We start from the raw sequence: 17,542 nt of genomic DNA on the forward strand, positions 1-17,542 counted from the left end.
CGCAGCTTGCGCCGCTGCTACGGGGCTTGCGGGCGTTTGGTGGATTGCGATGGTGCAACCTGGGCCGGGGCGCGGAGATACTCTGTAGCAGCGGCGCGAGCCGCGTCGGCGGTGCATGGGGTTGGCCTGCAGCATCGCCGTACGGCTTTTGAGGTGGACTTATTGCGCCTCGGCCTGCTGATCAAGCTGGGCGCGCAATTCCGGCGCCAGGTTGAGGGCAGCGGCCAATTGGTCAAGCCAGGCGCGCTCGCCGGCATCTTGCTGACCCATCAACATCACACTGGCAAGGTACATCTCTGCCGCCATCGCCGGGCCATCGGCCGCGCTGGCCAACTCCTGCGCGTCCAGCGGCCGTGCCAGTTCCGCGTCCAGCCACTGTTGCAACTGCGCATCCTCGGCATGCTCGGTCAACTCGGCGCGGATCGCCGCTTCCTCCTGCGCATCCACCCGGCCATCAGCCTTGGCAGCGGCAATCAGAGCGCGCAGGATCGCATGACTGTGCCCTTCCGCTTCCGGCTCGGACAACTGATCGACGGTGCGTAACGCCTGCTGTGGGGCGTTGGCCTGCTGTTGCTGCCATGCCTGATAGGCCTTGAAAGCCATCATCCCCAACGATGCCAGCGCGGCGTACTTGCCGGAACCGGATCGATTACCGCCACGCCCACCCAACAGGCCGCCCAGCAAACCACCCAGACCGCCCAAACCACCGACCCCGCCGCCTGATGCACCCCGGCTGCCGCCGAGCAGGCTGCCGAGTACATCCCCCAGACCACCCTGCCCGCTCGAGGCACCAGGTTGATTGGCTGAGGATCGGCCGCCGCGGCCGCGCAGCAGTTGTTCAAGTAGGTCAGTGGTGTTCATGGCAAAGCTCTCTGTGTAGTGATGAGGAGTGCAACACCATAGATCACCCAGCGGCTCGGCGGGTTCAGCACAAACTGTAGGCGTAACCCTCAGAACCAGCGGTCGTTACGCTTGCGGCCACGGGTCATCATCGGCAGGATCAAGCCTGCGAGCAGACCGGCACCGGCGATGCTGCCGCCGTAGACCATGTAGCTCATCATCACGTGCTTGTTTTCGTCACCCAGCTTCGCCTGGGTGCTGCGCAGCTCGGACTGGGCATCGCTGAGCTCGGCATTGAGTGCCTTGCTGCGCGCTTCCAGCTCGTCGATCAGCGCCTTGCGCGCGTCCAGGGTTTCCTGCATGCCCTGTACACGGTTCTTCCAGCTGTCGTCGATGGTTTGCAGCTTGCCGCTCAGATCAGCGACCTGTTGGGTCAACAGGGGAACATGCTCGGCGGGACCTGGCGTCTGTTGCAGGTCGCTGCTGGGGATCCAGACACTGGAACCGCCTTCACCGCGCACTTGACTGTAGTCACCCTGGGTAGACAGCAACTCGACCTTCTGGCCGGACTTCAAACTGCCGACGATGCGATAGCCGTCGGTAGGACCACTGCGAACGAAAGTGCTCAGGTTGTCACTGACCCAGCGGCTGTTGCCAGGAGCCTCTTCGCCATGCGCCGGACCGACAGTGAAGAGCAGGCCAGTGAATACGCCGGTGGCCACCAGGCGGGTGCGGCTGAATACGGTAGAGAAACGTTGGAATGAGGGCATGGCGATCTTCACATGAATAAGAAAAAAGGCCCCGATGAACGGACCATTTGATAGCGGGACAGCAATGTCCCAAGAGGCTGGGCCTGCACCGGAGGGCCTGTCGCTACTACCGCTACGGGTGGCTACTACTTGCGAAGGGAGGCGATGAAAAGCTCCCAAAGGGCCTATTGCCCGGCATGCCGTCGGTTCAAGCCGCCAGCTGAAAGACCACGAAATCGTGTCAAGGTTCACAAAAAAAGAGTGACTGGCCGCACGCTATGGGTGAGTGGAAGCTAGGCGTCGCCCAGCTTCACACTGAAAAGACAGCCGTGGGGTTCACGGCTGCTCAGGCTGACGCTCCAGCCCTGGTTGACGCAAATGCGCTGCACCAGCGACAAGCCCAGCCCCAGGCCTTCGCCCCGCTGCTCGTCACCTCGAACAAAGGGCTGAAACATCGCGTTGCGTTTTTCCTCGGGAATGCCGATGCCGCTGTCTTCGACATGGAAGCCGCTTTGCGTCAGGGTCAGGCGCACGAAGCCGGTGTCGGTGTAGTGCCAGGCATTGCGCAGAAGGTTGCCCATCACCGAGTGCAGGAAGGCCTGGTTGTAGACTTCGCTCGAATGGTTATCCACGACATAGATGAATTCCAGACCCTTGGCTTCGATCTGCCGTCCCCAGATCTCCACCAGTTCATCGGCCGTACGCCTGAGCGTCGCGGTGGGGTTGCCGTGGCTGGCCGCCTCGCGATCCCGGGCGAGCAGCAGGAAGGTCTCGACCAACTGACTCATGCCATCCGTGGCCCGGGCGATGCGGGTCACCTGCCGTTGCGAACGCTCATCCAGCTCGCTGCCGAGCAGCAGATCGCAGGAGCTCGCCAGGATCATCAACGGCGTACGCAGCTCGTGACTGACGTCGCTGGTGAACATCTGCTCGCGGTTGAGTGCGGCGCGCAATTTGCTCAGGGTTTCATCGAACGAGCGCGCCAGTTCGCCGACCTCGTCGTCGGTGTAGTCCGGCGACAACGGCGGCGCCAGACCGAGCATCTTGTCTCGATGACGCACCTGCCTCGCCAGACGCACCACCGGCGCCATCACCCGGCGTGCCAGCAGCCCGCCCAGCAGGATCGCCATGGCGATGCTCAACAGAAAGCCGGCGCCCACTACGATGAACAGCACATGGGCGCGCTGCTCCATGCCCTCCTGGTCGCGCAACAGGACGTATTGACGCCCGTCGACCTGGGCAACCATGGCGTAGTAGGTGCGCGGGCCGAGGGTGAGCTCCTGGAACCCGACCGGCAGGGTCTTGAGTTCATCAGGCATGCTCAGGTCACCGTCGCCGCCATCGATGTAGAACAGCTCGTCTTTCTCGGGGCGATGGCGCCAGTCATCTGCATTGTCCACCAGCAACAGGCGGTGCATGTTGCCGCTCAGGCTCATGGTCGTCAGCTTGCGCTCCACCAGATGCACGGTGGCCACGATGCCTACCGCGAATACCCCGGCGACGAACGCGCTCATCAAGGCAAACACGATGACGATGCGGCGACTCAGACTCTGTTTGAACTCCATAATCCTCCAGGGGTGCTTGCACGGGACGACCCGACCGTGCCGGGGCCGAGCATGATTATAGGAGCGATCGGAACAATCAACCCTTACCGTGACTTTCTCGGGGTTGCGGGTCGCTATCAAGAATTTCCCTTGCCGACGCACCGTGACCAAAGGGTCATAATTAAAATATGTAGTGCCGAAAGAAAAGCACTACATATCCATTGACGCGCCCCTCTGGGCCTTGCATGATGAGGCCGTCTCCCTGATCGGGAACAGAGCAGAGCCCGAACAAGCCCTGCTCGATGAGCCATCGAGCCACTCCGATGACCTCCGCGTACCAGGCGGGCCGCTGGAACCTGAACCGCATGAGTTTAATGTAGTCGGGTTTTCCGGCACTACACATCGAGCTCGAGCCAGTACTGACCTAGACGGACAACACCTGATGCGTACCGGCGGATGCGTGTTGAAGACGACAACCTGACAGATCACACAGAGCTCAAGGAGCGTAATCATGAACCTGAATCACCAACCTACCGTCGACCAACTTGCTCGTATTCTGGCCGCGGGCCGTGACACGCTGGACGATCACATCCTTTGGGTCTGCAAGCGTGGCGACGTGCATATAGATGCCTTGGCCAACGACGCCGACGGCGAAGCATTCGAGCGCAATCACCCAGAACTGCGTGCACGCATGCCTATCTACCGGCGTGGCAAAGGCTACGTTGGCAAGAAAGCTGCGGCTGACCGACAGTTCGTCAACGATGTATTCCAGACACTCAACCGGGAATGGAGCCTGAGCCAGGGCCAAGGCCAGGTTCGACGGATCGCGAGCTATTGCTGAACTCGATCGGGGTGAACCTGGACCACTGCGTCAACCCGGACGCGGCTCGCGCCGCTGCTACAGAGAGTGATGCCATCCTGTAGCAGCGGCGCAAGCCGCGTCGGCGGACACTGCGGTATGCCTGGACCACCGCATCAATCACAACGCGGATGGCAACCTCCTGTAGCAGCGGCGCAAGCCGCGTCGGCGGACACCGCAGTGTGTCTGGATCACCGCACAGATTTGACGTCGAGTGTGGGTTTATCCAAAGTAGCCGCCTCTTCCCGCTATCAGGATGCGTTGCGTGACCCATTTCCGTTTTCCCTGGCGGCGCTTGCTCATCGGCGTCGTGCCAGCGCTGGCACTGTTGTCCGCCTGCGACAACAGCAACAAGCCTGTCGAAACCACTCACCCCGTCGCCACCTACGCACCCGCCACATGGAATGACCTGCCCAAGGTCAGCGACAGCGACCTGCAGGCCGGTTTTACGGCGTGGCGCTCTGCCTGTCAGCGCCTGGCCAAGGACGCGGTCTGGGGAGCAACCTGCTCCGCCGCGCAAGCAGTCGACTCATCGCCTGCGGCGATTCGTACTTTTCTTGAGGCCCAGTTGCAGGTCTATGGACTGCGCTCAGCCGAAAAAGGCGAACACGGCCTGATCACCGGCTACTACGAACCTGTCTATTCGGGTAGCCTCAAGGCCGACGCGCAGCATCCGGTCCCCGTGTACGGCGTGCCGACCGACATGATCAGCGTGCAATTGGACAGCCTCTACCCCGAACTCAAGGGCAAACGTCTTCGCGGTCGGCTAGATGGTCAGGTACTGCGCCCTTATGACGACGCCGCCACGATCCAGCGCCAAGGCATCAATGCCCCCGTGATCGCCTGGATGCGCGACGCCATGGACCTGCAGTTCCTGCAGATCCAGGGCTCGGGCCGTCTGCAGCTGGACAGCGGCCGCCAACTGCGGGTGGGCTACGCCGACCAGAACGGCCACCCCTACCGTCCGGTCGGCCGCTGGCTGGTCGAGCAAGGCCTGCTCAAGAAAGAAGAAGTCAGCATGGGCCGTATCCGCGAGTGGGCTGTGGCCAATCCGCAGCGGGTGCCGGAACTGCTAACCAGCAATCCTAGCTACGTGTTCTTCAGCCTGCGCCCCGACAGCAACGAAGGCCCCCGCGGCTCACTCAACGTGCCGCTGACTGCTGGCTACAGTGTTGCAATCGATCGCAAGGTGATACCGCTGGGCAGTCTTTTGTGGCTGTCCACCACACGCCCCGACGGCAGCCCTGTGGTGCGCCCGGTCGCGGCGCAGGACACCGGTGGCGCCATTGCCGGCGAAGTGCGTGCGGATCTGTTCTGGGGTACGGGAGACGAGGCCGGGGAACTGGCCGGCAATATGAAGCAGGAAGGTCAAGTGTGGCTGCTCTGGCCCAAAGGTGCCGCGCTGCCGACGCCCTGAAGCAGATAGCGCCTGGATGAACAGGGTGCCTGATCGTCCGGCACCCTGCTCTCTTACGCCAGTAATTTCTCGATCTGTTGGTGCAGCGTGTCCAGGTCGAATGGCTTGGCCAGGATCGGTGCCTTGCGCGCGATTGGGCTGTTGGTTTCTTCAATTTCCGCCGGATAGCCGCTGATGAAGATCACTTTGAGATCCGGGCGCAACAGCACTGCGGGTTCAGCGATCTTCACGCCGGAGATGCCGCCGGGCAAACGAAAGTCCGTCACCATCAGGTCAAGGTGCGGCTTGGTCGCAAGAATCTCCAACGCCTGCTCGCCGTTCTCGGCTTGCAAAACGCGATAGCCCTGACCAGACAGATAGTCCGCCAGCACCATCAATATCAACGGCTCGTCCTCGACGATGAGAACGACATCTTGTGCATCTTCACTCATGGGGAAGCCTATGTACGTGTGTGTTTCGCTGCCATTACGACCATGACCTGCGACAGAGGTTGCGTGCGATTGCGCTTATTCCTACAGCGGGAGGCTGACTCGGAACGTCGCGCCGTCGCCCAGCGCACTCTCGACTTCGATACGTCCACCATGAGCGGCCACGATCTGCTCGGAAATGAACAACCCCAGGCCCAGCCCGGCCACCACGTTGCTACCGGAAACGCGCTCGAACTGCTGAAAGATCCGTAGCTGGTTTTCCTTGCTGATGCCGATGCCATGGTCGCGCACTTCCACGCGCGCCCAGCCGTTGTGTCCATACACGGTGACCTCCACCGGGCCTTTGCCACCGTAGCGCAAGGCATTGGAAATCAGGTTGCTGACGACCTGCTCGATGCGGAACTCGTCCCAGATGCCCAGCACGGGCTCGTCGGCGCGCAAACTGATGGTGCAATCGGCCGCGTCCACTTGGGGCGCGAAACTGTCGACCAGGTTGCGCACCAATTGCGCGAGGTCGAACTGGGCAGGTCGGATGGACAGCTTGCCGGTACGGATCCGCGACACATCGAGCATGTCCTCGATCAGACGAATCAGGCTCTGGATCTGGCGCTCGTCACGCTCGACCATGGCGCGCATCTTGTCGAGGGTGAAGGCGTCGGCGTTATCGCGTGCCAGGTGCAACTTGCGCAGTTGGGTTTCCAGGATCAGGCCGTTGAGCGGCGTGCGCACCTCGTGGGAGACGATCGACATGAAGTCGTCACGCATGCGCACCGCATGTTCCAGCTCGCTTTGGGTCACCTGCAGACGCTTGAGCAGGACCTCCTGCTCCTGGCGCGAGCGCTCCAGCGCATCGAGCTGCTCCTTGAGTGTCTTGCGCTGACGGTACAGGTCGACGAACACGCTGACCTTGCTCTTCACCGCCTGCATGTCGAGCGGCTTGTGCAGAAAGTCGACCGCGCCGCTCTCGTAGCCCTTGAAGGCATAGTTGAGCTCGCGCCCGGCGGCGCTGACGAAGACGATCGGAATGTTCTTGGTCTTCTCGGTGCTGCGCATCAGTTCTGCCAGCTCGAAGCCGTTCATGCCTGGCATCTGCACGTCGAGAATGGCCATGGCGAATTCGTGCTGCAGCAACAATGAAAGGGCTTCATCGGCCGACAACGCCTTGTGCACCTCACGGCCGGGGCTGGCGATCAACGCCTCCAGGGCCAGCAGGTTTTCCGGCAGGTCATCGACGATCAACAGTTTTGCTTGGACGTTGCTTAGCATGTGCTTCGTTCCAGCTCGGCAAGCAGACAGCCAATGCCGTGGAGTGAAAGAATATGGTCAGGCGTCTGCAGGCGGATGGCCGCCTGCGGCATGACCGCAACCCGCGCCTCGGCGGGGTCTTGGACGATGGTCAAGCCACCTTTGCGTTTGATGCTGGCCAGGCCGCGCGCACCGTCTTCGTTGGCACCGGTCAGCAGAACGCCGATCAGGCTGGCGCCATAGGCATCGGCTGCCGAATCGAAGAGAAAGTCGATCGCTGGCCGTGAATAATGAACCCGCTCCTCCTGACTCAATGACAGACTGAAGTCGCGCTCTACCGACAAGTGATAGCTGGGCCCGGCGAAGTAGAACATGCCTGCCTCGATCGGCTCCTTGTCGCGGGCCTGGCGCACCGGCCGATTCAAGCGCCGCTCGAACACTTCCGCCAGCTGGCTGTGACGCTCGTCGGGCAGGTGCAGTACTGTCAGCACCGGTAGCTTGAAGGTCGTCGGTAGCTGGCCGTAGATGCCCAGCAACGCTTCCACGCCGCCGGCCGAAGCCCCCACCACCACCGCTTGAAAACGACTCATGACTTGCGATAGATCCGTTCCGGGCGCGTCAGGGTTTCGAAGCGCGAACTGTAGGCCGAGAAATCCAGGGTTTCCTTGCTGCCCAGCATGAGAAAGCCACGCCGGCTCAACGACTCGTGGAACAGCCCGAAGGCGCGGTCCTGCAAGCCCTTGTTGAAATAGATGAGCACGTTGCGACACGACACCAGTTGCGTCTCGGAAAACACGCTGTCGGTGGCCAGGCTATGGTCGGCGAAAGTCACGTTGGCGCGCAGGCCGCTGTCGAAGATCGCGTTGCCGTAGGCCGCCGTATAATAGTCGGAGAACGAGCGAGTGCCACCGGCGCGCTGGTAGTTCTGCGTATAGGCGCGCACGCTTTCCATGGAATAGATGCCTTGCTTGGCCTTCTCCAGGGAGACTGGATTGATGTCGGTCGCGTAGATGATGGTACGTTCGAGCAGACCTTCCTCGCGCAGGAGGATGGCCATCGAATAGACCTCCTCCCCCGTGCTGCACCCGGCGATCCAGACTTTCACCGACGGATAGGTCTTGAGCAGCGGCACCACTTCGCGGCGCAAGGCCAGAAAGTGCTCTGGATCGCGAAACATCTCGCTGACCGGGATCGTCAGGTACTGCAGCAGCTCCATGAACGCCGTGGGCTCGTGCAGCACCCGCGCCTGCAGCGACGAGACGCTGCCGCACTCCATCTGCCGCAGCGCGTGCAGAATGCGGCGCTTCACCGAAGCGCCGGAATAGTCACGGAAATCGTAGCTGTAGGTGAGGTAGATCGCCTCGATCAACAGCCGGATCTCGATATCGATATGGCGTTCGGCAGCCGGTTGCAACGACTGATCGGCCGGGGAATCACTCACTACATGCGCTCCAGTTGCGGCAACCAGACGCGGATCAAGGAGAACAGGCGGTCCAGGTCGATGGGCTTGGCCAGGTAGTCGTTGGAACCGGCCTGCAGGCAGCGCTCCTGATCGTCCTTCATGGCCTTGGCGGTCACCGCGATGATCGGTAGCTTGCGCCAGCGTGGATCCTTGCGAATTTCACGGGTCGCTTCGTAGCCGTCCATCTCGGGCATCATCACATCCATCAACACCAGATCGATGTCCTCGACCTGATTCAGCTTGTCGATCGCCTCACGGCCATTACGGCCTACTTCAACGATGGCGCCCTTGTGTTCCAGGGCGCTGGTCAAGGCAAAGATATTGCGCACGTCGTCGTCGACCACGAGGATCTTGCGCCCCTCGAAGACCTTGTCGCGACTGCGGGCGGTTTTCAACATCTTCTGCCGCTCATGGGACAACTGCGATTCGACTTTGTGCAGAAACAGGGTCACTTCGTCGAGCAGACGTTCGGGCGAGCGCGCGCCTTTGATGATGATCGAGCGCGAGTACTTGAGCAGTTCGGTTTCTTCATCGCGGGTCAGGTTGCGACCGGTATAGACAATCACCGGCGGGAACGAACGGATCTCTTCGTTGGACATGCGCTTGAGCAGGTCGCCGCCGAGCATGTCGGGCAACTTGAGGTCGATGATCATGCAGTCGTAGACGTTGTCGCGCAGCAGGTCGAGTGCTTCCTGGGCAAAGCCGACGGCGGTGATCTCCACGTCATCGTCGCCGATCAGCAGCGAAATGCTTTCGCGCTGCAGGTCGTCGTCTTCCACCAGCAAGATGCGCTTGAGCTTCTGGGTGAGCTTGGCTTCCAGGCGGCCGAAGACCTCCTTGAGTTCGTCGCGCGTGGTCGGCTTGACCGCATAGCCGATCGCGCCCATGTGCATGGCCGCCTCGACCCGATCCTCGACCGAGATCACGTGCACCGGAATGTGCCGGGTGGTGGCCAGCTCCTTGAGGCGTTGCAGTACGGTCAGACCGGAATGGTCGGGCAAGCGCATGTCGAGCAGCACCGCATCGGGCACGAAGGTCGCTGCCAGATCGAAGCCCTCGTCGGCACCGTGTGCTACCAGACAGTGGTAGTCCAGCTCATGGGCCAGGTCGTAGAGAATGCGGGCGAAATTGGGTTCGTCTTCGACCACCAGAATGCAGCGCTTGGTGAACGGCCCCTTGTCACGGTCGTCGGCGAAGCGCGCCACGGTCAGCGGTGCTTCGATCACCGCCGGGGTGTTGGATACCGGCTGCGGCGCGATGACCATGGGCTGCGGTGCGTGTCGCGGTGCCTCGATGATCTCTTCGTAACGCTGCGGCAGGACCAGGGTGAAGATGCTGCCCTTGCCCAGTTCGCTGGTGACGGTGATGTAGCCACCAAGCATGTTGGCCAGATCGCGGGAAATCGACAGACCCAGGCCGGTGCCGCCGTAACGACGGTTGGTGGTGCCGTCGGCCTGGCGGAACGCTTCGAAAATGGCCTGTTGCTGGTCGACGGCGATGCCGATGCCGGTGTCGCGAATCTGGAAGGCAATGCTGTCATTGGCGTGGCCGGAAACCAGCAGCTCGACCATGCCGTGTTCGGTGAACTTGAGCGCATTGGCCAACAGGTTCTTGAGAATCTGCTCCACGCGCTGGCGGTCGGTATAGAGCATCGCCGGGGCATCGGGAAGAATCTGTACCGACAGCTCGAGATGCTTCTGCCCGGCCAGCGGCTCGAAGGTCATGCGCAGACTGTCCACCAGCCGCGGCACGCTGCTGTTTTCCGGGCGCAGGTCGAGCTTGCCAGCCTCGACCTTGGAAATATCCAGAATGTCGTTGATCAGGTTGAGCAGGTCGTTGCCCGCCGAATAGATCGACTCGGCGAACTTGACCTGATCGGCCGTAAGGTTTTCCTGGGGGTTTTCCGCCAGCAACTTGGCCAGGATCAGCGAGCTGTTGAGCGGCGTGCGCAGCTCGTGGGACATGTTGGCGAGGAACTCGGACTTGTAGCGGCTCGAACGCTGCAGCTCGTCGGCGCGCTCTTCGAGCTGCACCTGGGCCTGGTTCAACTCCAGATTCTTGCGATCCAGCGCGTCGCGCTGTTCGCCCAGCGCTTCGGTCCGTTCGGCCAGTTGCTCGTTGGTCTGCTCCAGCTCGGCCTGTTGGGTTTCCAGGTACGCCTGGGACTCCTTGAGCACCCGTGACTGCTCTTCGAGCTCTTCGTTGGCGGTCTTGAGCTCTTCCTGCTGCACTTGCAGTTCTTCATTGAGCTGCTGGGTTTCGGCGAGCACTTCCTGCAGACGCTGGCGATAGCGCGCCGCTTCGATGGCGGTGCCGATGTTGTCGGCCAGCAATTCGACGATTTCCAGGTCGCGGTCGGTCAAGGGACGCAGGAAGCCCAACTCGACCACGGCATTGATGTGGTCGTTGTCACTGGTCGGTATGACCAGTACGCTGCGCGCGGCGCCCTCGCCCAGGCCGGAGCTCAGGCGCAGGTAATCGGCCGGCACGTCGTCCAGACGAATGACCCGGTTGCGCTGCACAGCCTGGCCGGCGATGCCTTCGCCATTGATCAGCACCTGATCCATCACCTCACGCTCGCGGGAGAACCCGTACGAAGCGATACGGCGCAGGTTGCCTTGTTCTTCGCGGATGTACACCGCGGCGACTACCGTGCCCAGGTATTGGGCGAAGAATTGCAGCATGTTGCGGCCCAGCATCTGCAACGTCTGCTGGCCCAGCAACTGCTCGGCCAGTTGCGTCTGACCGGTGCGCAGCCAGGCCTGGTCCTGCAGGCGCTTGGCGCCCTTCTGCAGGGCGGCCAGGTTGCCACCATAGGAGGTCGACAGCTCGGTCATGTCGCGTCGGCCGAAATAGGCGAGCAAGGCGCTGACCACGAAAACGAAGAGCACATAGAGGCTGACCGAGGTCCAGATGGTGCGCGACACGTTCTCGCTGCGTTCCACCCGCAGTTGCTGCTCCATGGCGATGAAGCCTTCATATTCCTTGCGGATCGCGTCGGTCAGACGCTTGCCGCGACCGGTCTGGACAACACTGGAATAGTCGCCGGTGGTGCGTTTGAGCGCGATCAACTGCTCGCCGTAGTCGAGCCAGTCCTTTTGCAGCGCCATGATCCGCGTCAGCCGATCGACCTGGCGCGGGTTGTCGCTGACCAGCGCCTGCAACGCCGGCAGTTCGGCAGCCAGACGCGGCTTGGCCAGCTCATAGGGATCCAGGTAGCCTTCGGCGCCCGACAACAGGTAACCGCGCATGCCGGTTTCCATGTCGATGGACAGCTTGGTCGCTTCGTTGGCGTTGTTGATCACCCGGTCGGTGTGCTCGACCCAGTCGATCACGGACAGCAGGTAGACGATGATGCCGATGAACACGGCGGCGCTGAGCACGCCGACGCCCAGCGGCAAGCCGACGTTGCGACTGAGCAGCCGACGGAAGCTTTGTTCGTCGATCGAAGAGGGTTTGTTCATGTCCTTGGACCCGGATCCTGTAATCGAGGCGGGGGATTTTGCCGCAATTCGATCAAAGAGTTAGGTTTTTTCCGTACGTCTTGTAAGAATTTTCATATCTAAACGCGGGAACCGTCTCGTTTAATGGCTCCGCAGGCATGGTCTGGCTCCGACCCATGCTTTATGATGGCGCCCTGCCTCCCAGGTGCTTTTCGCCTCGAGGCGCATCGATATCAGCGAAATGACGGCTCGGCGCCGTCTGCGCCCTTTGCCGACCAGGATCCGAACGATGTCCGATACCGCCAAAACCATTCCTGTCGTCGAAGACGACGCGATCGTCCGCATGCTGATCGTGGACGTGCTGGAGGAATTCGAGTTCGAGGTACTGGAAGCCGAGGACGGACCGGGCGCCCTGAAATTTCTCGAAGACGCCGCCAAGACCATAGACCTGATGATGACGGACATGGGCTTGCCCGGCATGGATGGCAAGGAATTGGCCCAAAAGGCGCGCGTTCTGCGCCCGGTACTGCCAGTACTGTTTGCCAGCGGCTACGCCGAAGCCCTCGACGTGCCTGCGGGCATGAGCAGTATCGGCAAGCCGTTTTCCATCGACCAGCTGCGCGACAAGGTCAAGAGCATGCTGGTGGCATAAAGCCCTGCCTGTGGCTACAACCCCGCGCGTAATCATGGCCTAATACGTGCCCGGTTTTTTCCCAGAGTCTTTTCATGTCTCCTCAGCGCGTCCTGGTCATCGGCTATGTATGGCCCGAGCCCACCTCATCGGCAGCCGGTGGACACATGATGCAGCTGCTGCACTGCTTCGTGGCCCAGGGATGGCAAGTCACCTTCGCCAGCCCCGCCAGGGTCGGCGAGCACAAGGCCGATCTGGCAGCGCTGGGCATCGGCGAACAGGCCATCGAGCTCAACAACGAAAGCTTTGACCATTTCATCGGCGACTTGCAGCCAGACGTGGTGCTGTTCGACCGCTTCATGATGGAGGAGCAATTCGGCTGGCGTGTGGAGCTGCACTGTCCGCAGGCACTGCGGGTGCTTGAAACCTGTGACCTGCAAAGTCTGCGCGACGCCCGCCAGGCGCTGCTGAAGGAACGTTTGCGCGACAGTGACGATGAAGACGATTTCACCGCATTGTTCGACGTATCGCCTGACCGTCTCTACCAGCACATGAGCGAGGCCGACATTACCCACCGCGAAGTCGCCGCGATCTTCCGCTGCGACCTGAGCCTGATGATTTCGCCATTCGAATCGCAGTTGCTGATCGAGCGCTTCGGTGTCCCGCCCAGTCTGCTTCATGACTGCCCTTTGATGGTGGAGCCGCTGGCCACACCTCCCCTCGATTTCCAGCAACGCGCGAACTTCGTCTGCATTGGCAACTTTCGTCACGCACCCAATTGGGACGCCGTGCTGTGGCTGAAGCATCAAGTGTGGCCGCGCATTCGCAAGCGACTGCCCAAAGCCGAGCTGCACCTGTACGGCGCCTACACACCTCCCAAGGCCACAGCCCTGCACAACCCCGCACACGGGTTTCTGATCAAGGGCTGGGCGCCCGATGCATTGGAGGTGGTGGGTCAGGCGCGGGTCGCACTGGCGCCTTTGCGCTTTGGCGCCGGTATCAAGGGCAAGTTGCTCGATGCCGTGCTCTGCGGGACGCCCAGTGTGACTACACCTTGCGGGGTCGAGGGCATGCGCACGGGTGACTGCTGGCCGGGTCTAGTCGCCAGCAGTGCAGAGGAACTGGCGGAAGCCGCGGCGGTGTTGTACGACGACGAAGATCAGTGGAACGAAGCCCAGCAGCGGTGCCGGGAGCTCTTGCCCGCAGAGTATGGAATGGAGCACCACGCTCGAACACTGGTCCTGCGCCTGGAGCAGGTCATAGGAAACCTTGCGCGGCATCGCCGTGACAATTTTATCGGCGCCATGCTTCGCCATCATCTGCACAAAAGTACGAAGTATTTCTCACAGTGGATCCAATCCAAGAACCAATCGATCTAAGCACCTTCTGGACGTACGTAGTCGGACAACTAGACTCTTGAGTTCAAAGCACCATTCCCATGCTCTTTCAGGATGAACGACGATGGCGCCGACCACTAACTCCAAGGTGTACGACTCCGATCTGATGCTCAAACTGCGCACCCGACACGAAAAGCTAGGGCCGGCGCTGCAAAAAGTCTCCGGGTTTCTGTTGGCCAACCCCTACCGAAGCGCGACGCTCAATATAGAAGAACTGGCTGTCGTGACCGGCACTTCCACAGCCGCCGTCAACCGCATGGCCAATGCGATAGGATTGAACGGTTTTACGGGATTGCGCTTCGCCCTGATGGAAAATCTGCTGGCCGTCGTGTCTGCGGCCGACACCATCCACGAGAGACTCCAGCACTCATCCGACAAAAGTTTCTATCTGAATCATCAGATCAGTCTGAGCAAGCACCACCTGGACAACGTCGCCCGGATGAACGACAACCAGACCTTCGAGGACATGGCTCGGCAGTTGGTGCGCTCACAGAATGTATTCGTGGTCGGTTTGGGCAACAGTTTTCACATCGCCCAGATGGCGGCAGCAGGGCTTAACCCTTTCTGCGTCGGCGCGCACTGCGTGACGCTGGATGGAGGCATGGAAGGTTCAGCCTACAGGCTGAGCAACATCACCAGCGACGATGCACTTCTGGCCATCGCCCTGCCTGCCTACACCCGAGAAACCATCGACATGGCCAGGTTCGCTCAATCCCGCGGCGCGTGCGTGATGAGCATCACCGACTGCCCGGCCTCGCCCTTGGTGAAGCTGTCCAACAAGAGCCTGTTCATCCCTACCGCTCATCCGGTGCTGCCTCATTCCAAAGTAGGGCTGATGGCCGCCGTCGAGGCCTTGTTGGCGCAGGTCCAGCTCTTGAAGCCAATGAGCCGTGAAAATCAACCTCCGCCTGCTGGCTGGAAACCGGATCGCCCCAGCGTGCGACCTTCGTGGCCCAGCCTGTTGCGTCCCGGTGCGCCACGCAAGCACGACGATCCGCAATGAGTTTGGTCATCTCAGCCTTGGACGTGTAGCCCCGAACGCCGCTATGCTCGAGTGCGCATTCCCGATCGGCACAATCACAATAGCAGCCACGGCATGACCCGACCTATACGGATAACAGACCCATCCTATGAGTTGATGGACGACCACGAAGGTCGCTCCATCATCTATCGCCAGCACGGCTTCCCGTGTCCGCTGGTGCGCTGGCATTTTCACAAGGAATACGAACTGCACCTGCTGGTCGCGACGTCGGGCAAGGTGTTCGTGGGTGATTACATCGGCAACTTCAATCCAGGCAGCCTGTTTCTGACCGGGCCCAATCTGCCGCACAACTGGATCAGCCAGATGCAGAGTGGTCAGTCGGTGAACAAGCGCGACATGCTGGTCAATTTCACCGATGAGCTGTTCGACCAAGGCCATCAGGTCTTCAGCGAACTGCGCAGCCTCGCCCCGCTGCTGGACCGTGCGCGCTATGGCATCGAATTTCGCTGCCCACAGACCATCGCCCAGGCCAGCGTGTCGATGCAGCGTATCGCCGACAGCCAGGGCATCAGTCGACTCGGCCACTTCCTGATTCTCATGGAATCGCTGGCCGCCTGTGACGATTACCAACTGCTGTCAGGCACCGCCGCCGCACAGGACGCCGACGAGCACGCGGTCGAACGGACCAACCGCGCCGTCGACTACATCTTCGCTCACTACGCCCGTGAGCTGTCCCTGGAAGAAGTCGCAGCCTACCTGGGCATGAAACCCACCTACTTCTCCAGGGTGTTCAAGCAAGCCACCGGCCGCTGCTTCGTCGAATTCGTCAACCGTCTGCGCATCAGCAAGTCCTGCGAGCTGCTGGCCGATGGCGATCGCCCGGTGACGGACGTGTGCTTCGAATCGGGCTTTAACAATATCTCCAATTTCAACCGTCGCTTTCAACAGCTCAAGGGCATGACCCCGTCGCACTATCGTCGTCTGGCCATGCAACGGCTGAGCTCCTGAAACCTGTACGAAACCTCACAGCGCCTGCCGGCATCCCTCTGGCACGGCGCGCCTGTCGCACGGGCAGTGCAAATTAGTATCAGTGCAGGTGCTCCCAGGGATTTGTCAGAACGGCTGCGGGGGTCTGTAATCAGAGCCAGTGCTTCACCTCGACGAAGACACAAGAATAATAACCAAGGCCGCCTCCCGGCGTGCCGAAGAGGAATGCGAGATGACGATCGACCGCAAACATCTGCTCGTTGCCGGCGCCCTGTGCGGTGCACTGTCCCTCAGCGGCTACAGCTACGCTGACACCACCCTGACCATCGCCACCGTCAACAACAGCGACATGATTCGCATGCAGCGCCTGGCCAAGACGTTCGAGACCGAGCATCCCGACATCAAGCTCAACTGGGTGGTGCTGGAAGAAAACGTGCTGCGTCAGCGCCTGACCACTGATATCGCGACTCAGGGCGGCCAGTTCGACGTGCTGACCATCGGCATGTACGAAGCGTCGCTGTGGGGCGCCAAGGGCTGGCTGTCACCGATGAAGGACCTGCCCGCCAGCTACGACATCGACGATGTCTTCCCTTCGGTACGCGACGGCCTGTCGGTGAAGGGTCAGCTCTACGCCCTGCCTTTCTATGCCGAAAGCTCGATGACCTACTACCGCACCGACCTGTTCAAGGCGGCCGGGCTGGAAATGCCGGAGAAACCCACCTGGACACAGATCGCCGACTTCGCCGGCAAACTCACTGACAAGAGCAAGGACCAATACGGCCTGTGCCTGCGCGGCAAGGCCGGCTGGGGCGAGAACATGGCCTTGATCACCACCGTAGCCAACAGCTTCGGCGGCAGCTGGTTCAACAATGAGTGGAAGCCGCAGTTCGACAGCGAGGCGTGGAAGAAGGCGCTCAATTTTTATGTCGACAACATGAAGAAATCCGGCCCACCGGGCGCATCGAGCAACGGTTTCAACGAGAACCTGGCCCTGTTCAACAGCGGCAAGTGCGCCATCTGGGTCGACGCCAGCGTGGCCGGCTCCTTCACCATGGACAAGACCCAGAGCAAGGTCGCCGACAGCGTCGGCTTCACCTTCGCCCCCCACGAAACCACTGACAAGGGCTCCGCCTGGTTGTACTCCTGGGCCCTGGCCATTCCGACCAGCTCGAAAAACCAGCAGGCTGCGCAGCAATTCTCGGCCTGGGCGACCTCCAAGGAGTACGCCGCGCTGGTGGCCAAGACCGACGGCGTGGCCAACGTGCCGCCGGGTACGCGCAAATCCACCTACACCGATGAGTACCTGAAGGCGGCGCCGTTCGCGCACATCACCCTCGAATCGCTGAAGGTCGCCGATCCCAAGCAGACCGATACCAAGCCGTATGTGGGTATCCAACTGGTGACGATCCCCGAGTTCCAGGCCATCGGCACCGAGGTCGGCAAGGCATTTTCTGCCGCGCTGACCGGCCAGAGCACGGCCGATCAGGCCTTGGTCGTCGCGCAGACAGCCACCGAGCGGGCCATGAAGCGCGCCGGCTACCCCAAGCAGTAACACGTC

The 17,542-nt window shown here is 61.2% G+C and carries 15 protein-coding genes; 7 read left to right on the top strand and 8 right to left on the bottom strand.

Annotated elements, in window-relative coordinates:
* Positions 1-159: 159 nt before the first annotated feature.
* The 3 genes from BLV18_RS10890 to BLV18_RS10900 all read right to left on the bottom strand — a co-directional run bounded on the left by BLV18_RS10890 (position 160) and on the right by BLV18_RS10900 (position 3,154).
* Positions 160-861, bottom strand: coding sequence for a DUF533 domain-containing protein (locus BLV18_RS10890; RefSeq protein WP_090358455.1), 702 nt, complete (start codon positions 859-861; stop codon positions 160-162).
* Positions 862-950: 89 nt separating this feature from the next.
* A complete protein-coding gene (locus BLV18_RS10895) occupies positions 951-1,610 on the bottom strand; it encodes a TIGR04211 family SH3 domain-containing protein (RefSeq protein ID WP_082223591.1) in 660 nt (219 codons plus the stop codon).
* Positions 1,611-1,882: 272 nt separating this feature from the next.
* On the bottom strand, positions 1,883-3,154 hold the full coding sequence (locus BLV18_RS10900; RefSeq protein WP_090358457.1) for a sensor histidine kinase: 1,272 nt from the start codon (positions 3,152-3,154) through the stop codon (positions 1,883-1,885).
* A gap of 490 nt (positions 3,155-3,644) precedes the next feature.
* Here BLV18_RS10900 and BLV18_RS10910 point away from each other — a divergent pair, with 490 nt between their 5' ends.
* Entirely contained in the window at positions 3,645-3,974 is a 330-nt protein-coding gene (locus tag BLV18_RS10910; protein WP_049859473.1) for a hypothetical protein, read from the top strand.
* A gap of 283 nt (positions 3,975-4,257) precedes the next feature.
* The gene (gene mltA / locus BLV18_RS10915) at positions 4,258-5,409 is read left to right on the top strand and encodes a murein transglycosylase A (protein WP_425272625.1); all 1,152 of its coding nucleotides are present in this window, start codon (positions 4,258-4,260) and stop codon (positions 5,407-5,409) included.
* 53 nt (positions 5,410-5,462) lie between these two features.
* On the opposite strand, the gene BLV18_RS10920 is transcribed toward mltA, so the two are convergent.
* The 5 genes from BLV18_RS10920 to BLV18_RS10940 all read right to left on the bottom strand — a co-directional run bounded on the left by BLV18_RS10920 (position 5,463) and on the right by BLV18_RS10940 (position 12,008).
* Positions 5,463-5,840 carry a response regulator gene (locus tag BLV18_RS10920; protein WP_049859471.1) on the bottom strand — a complete coding sequence of 126 codons (378 nt, stop codon included), beginning with the start codon at positions 5,838-5,840 and terminating at the stop codon, positions 5,463-5,465.
* An 81-nt stretch (positions 5,841-5,921) separates the two neighbouring features.
* Positions 5,922-7,103, bottom strand: a complete 1,182-nt coding sequence (locus tag BLV18_RS10925; protein ID WP_049859470.1) for a hybrid sensor histidine kinase/response regulator — start codon at positions 7,101-7,103, stop codon at positions 5,922-5,924.
* Complete coding sequence (locus BLV18_RS10930) at positions 7,097-7,672, bottom strand: chemotaxis protein CheB (RefSeq protein WP_090358463.1); 576 nt, start codon at positions 7,670-7,672, stop codon at positions 7,097-7,099. The genes BLV18_RS10925 and BLV18_RS10930 overlap by 7 nt, the downstream gene beginning before the upstream one ends.
* The gene (locus BLV18_RS10935; RefSeq protein WP_090362222.1) at positions 7,669-8,496 is read right to left on the bottom strand and encodes a CheR family methyltransferase; all 828 of its coding nucleotides are present in this window, start codon (positions 8,494-8,496) and stop codon (positions 7,669-7,671) included. The genes BLV18_RS10930 and BLV18_RS10935 overlap by 4 nt, the downstream gene beginning before the upstream one ends.
* A 26-nt stretch (positions 8,497-8,522) precedes the next feature.
* Positions 8,523-12,008 (bottom strand): response regulator, encoded by a 3,486-nt coding sequence (locus BLV18_RS10940; protein ID WP_090358465.1) that lies wholly within the window; start codon positions 12,006-12,008, stop codon positions 8,523-8,525.
* A gap of 268 nt (positions 12,009-12,276) precedes the next feature.
* Here BLV18_RS10940 and BLV18_RS10945 point away from each other — a divergent pair, with 268 nt between their 5' ends.
* From BLV18_RS10945 to BLV18_RS10965, 5 genes are all read left to right on the top strand, one after another.
* Positions 12,277-12,639 carry a response regulator gene (locus tag BLV18_RS10945; protein ID WP_090358467.1) on the top strand — a complete coding sequence of 121 codons (363 nt, stop codon included), beginning with the start codon at positions 12,277-12,279 and terminating at the stop codon, positions 12,637-12,639.
* A gap of 74 nt (positions 12,640-12,713) precedes the next feature.
* On the top strand, positions 12,714-13,997 hold the full coding sequence (locus BLV18_RS10950; protein ID WP_090358469.1) for a glycosyltransferase: 1,284 nt from the start codon (positions 12,714-12,716) through the stop codon (positions 13,995-13,997).
* A gap of 82 nt (positions 13,998-14,079) precedes the next feature.
* Complete coding sequence (locus tag BLV18_RS10955) at positions 14,080-15,018, top strand: MurR/RpiR family transcriptional regulator (RefSeq protein WP_090358470.1); 939 nt, start codon at positions 14,080-14,082, stop codon at positions 15,016-15,018.
* 93 nt (positions 15,019-15,111) lie between these two features.
* A complete protein-coding gene (locus BLV18_RS10960) occupies positions 15,112-16,005 on the top strand; it encodes an AraC family transcriptional regulator (protein WP_090358471.1) in 894 nt (297 codons plus the stop codon).
* 211 nt (positions 16,006-16,216) lie between these two features.
* On the top strand, positions 16,217-17,536 hold the full coding sequence (locus BLV18_RS10965) for an ABC transporter substrate-binding protein (RefSeq protein WP_049859463.1): 1,320 nt from the start codon (positions 16,217-16,219) through the stop codon (positions 17,534-17,536).
* Positions 17,537-17,542 lie beyond the last annotated feature (6 nt).

The sequence above is a fragment of the Pseudomonas coleopterorum genome (assembly GCF_900105555.1).
Taxonomy (GTDB): domain Bacteria; phylum Pseudomonadota; class Gammaproteobacteria; order Pseudomonadales; family Pseudomonadaceae; genus Aquipseudomonas; species Aquipseudomonas coleopterorum.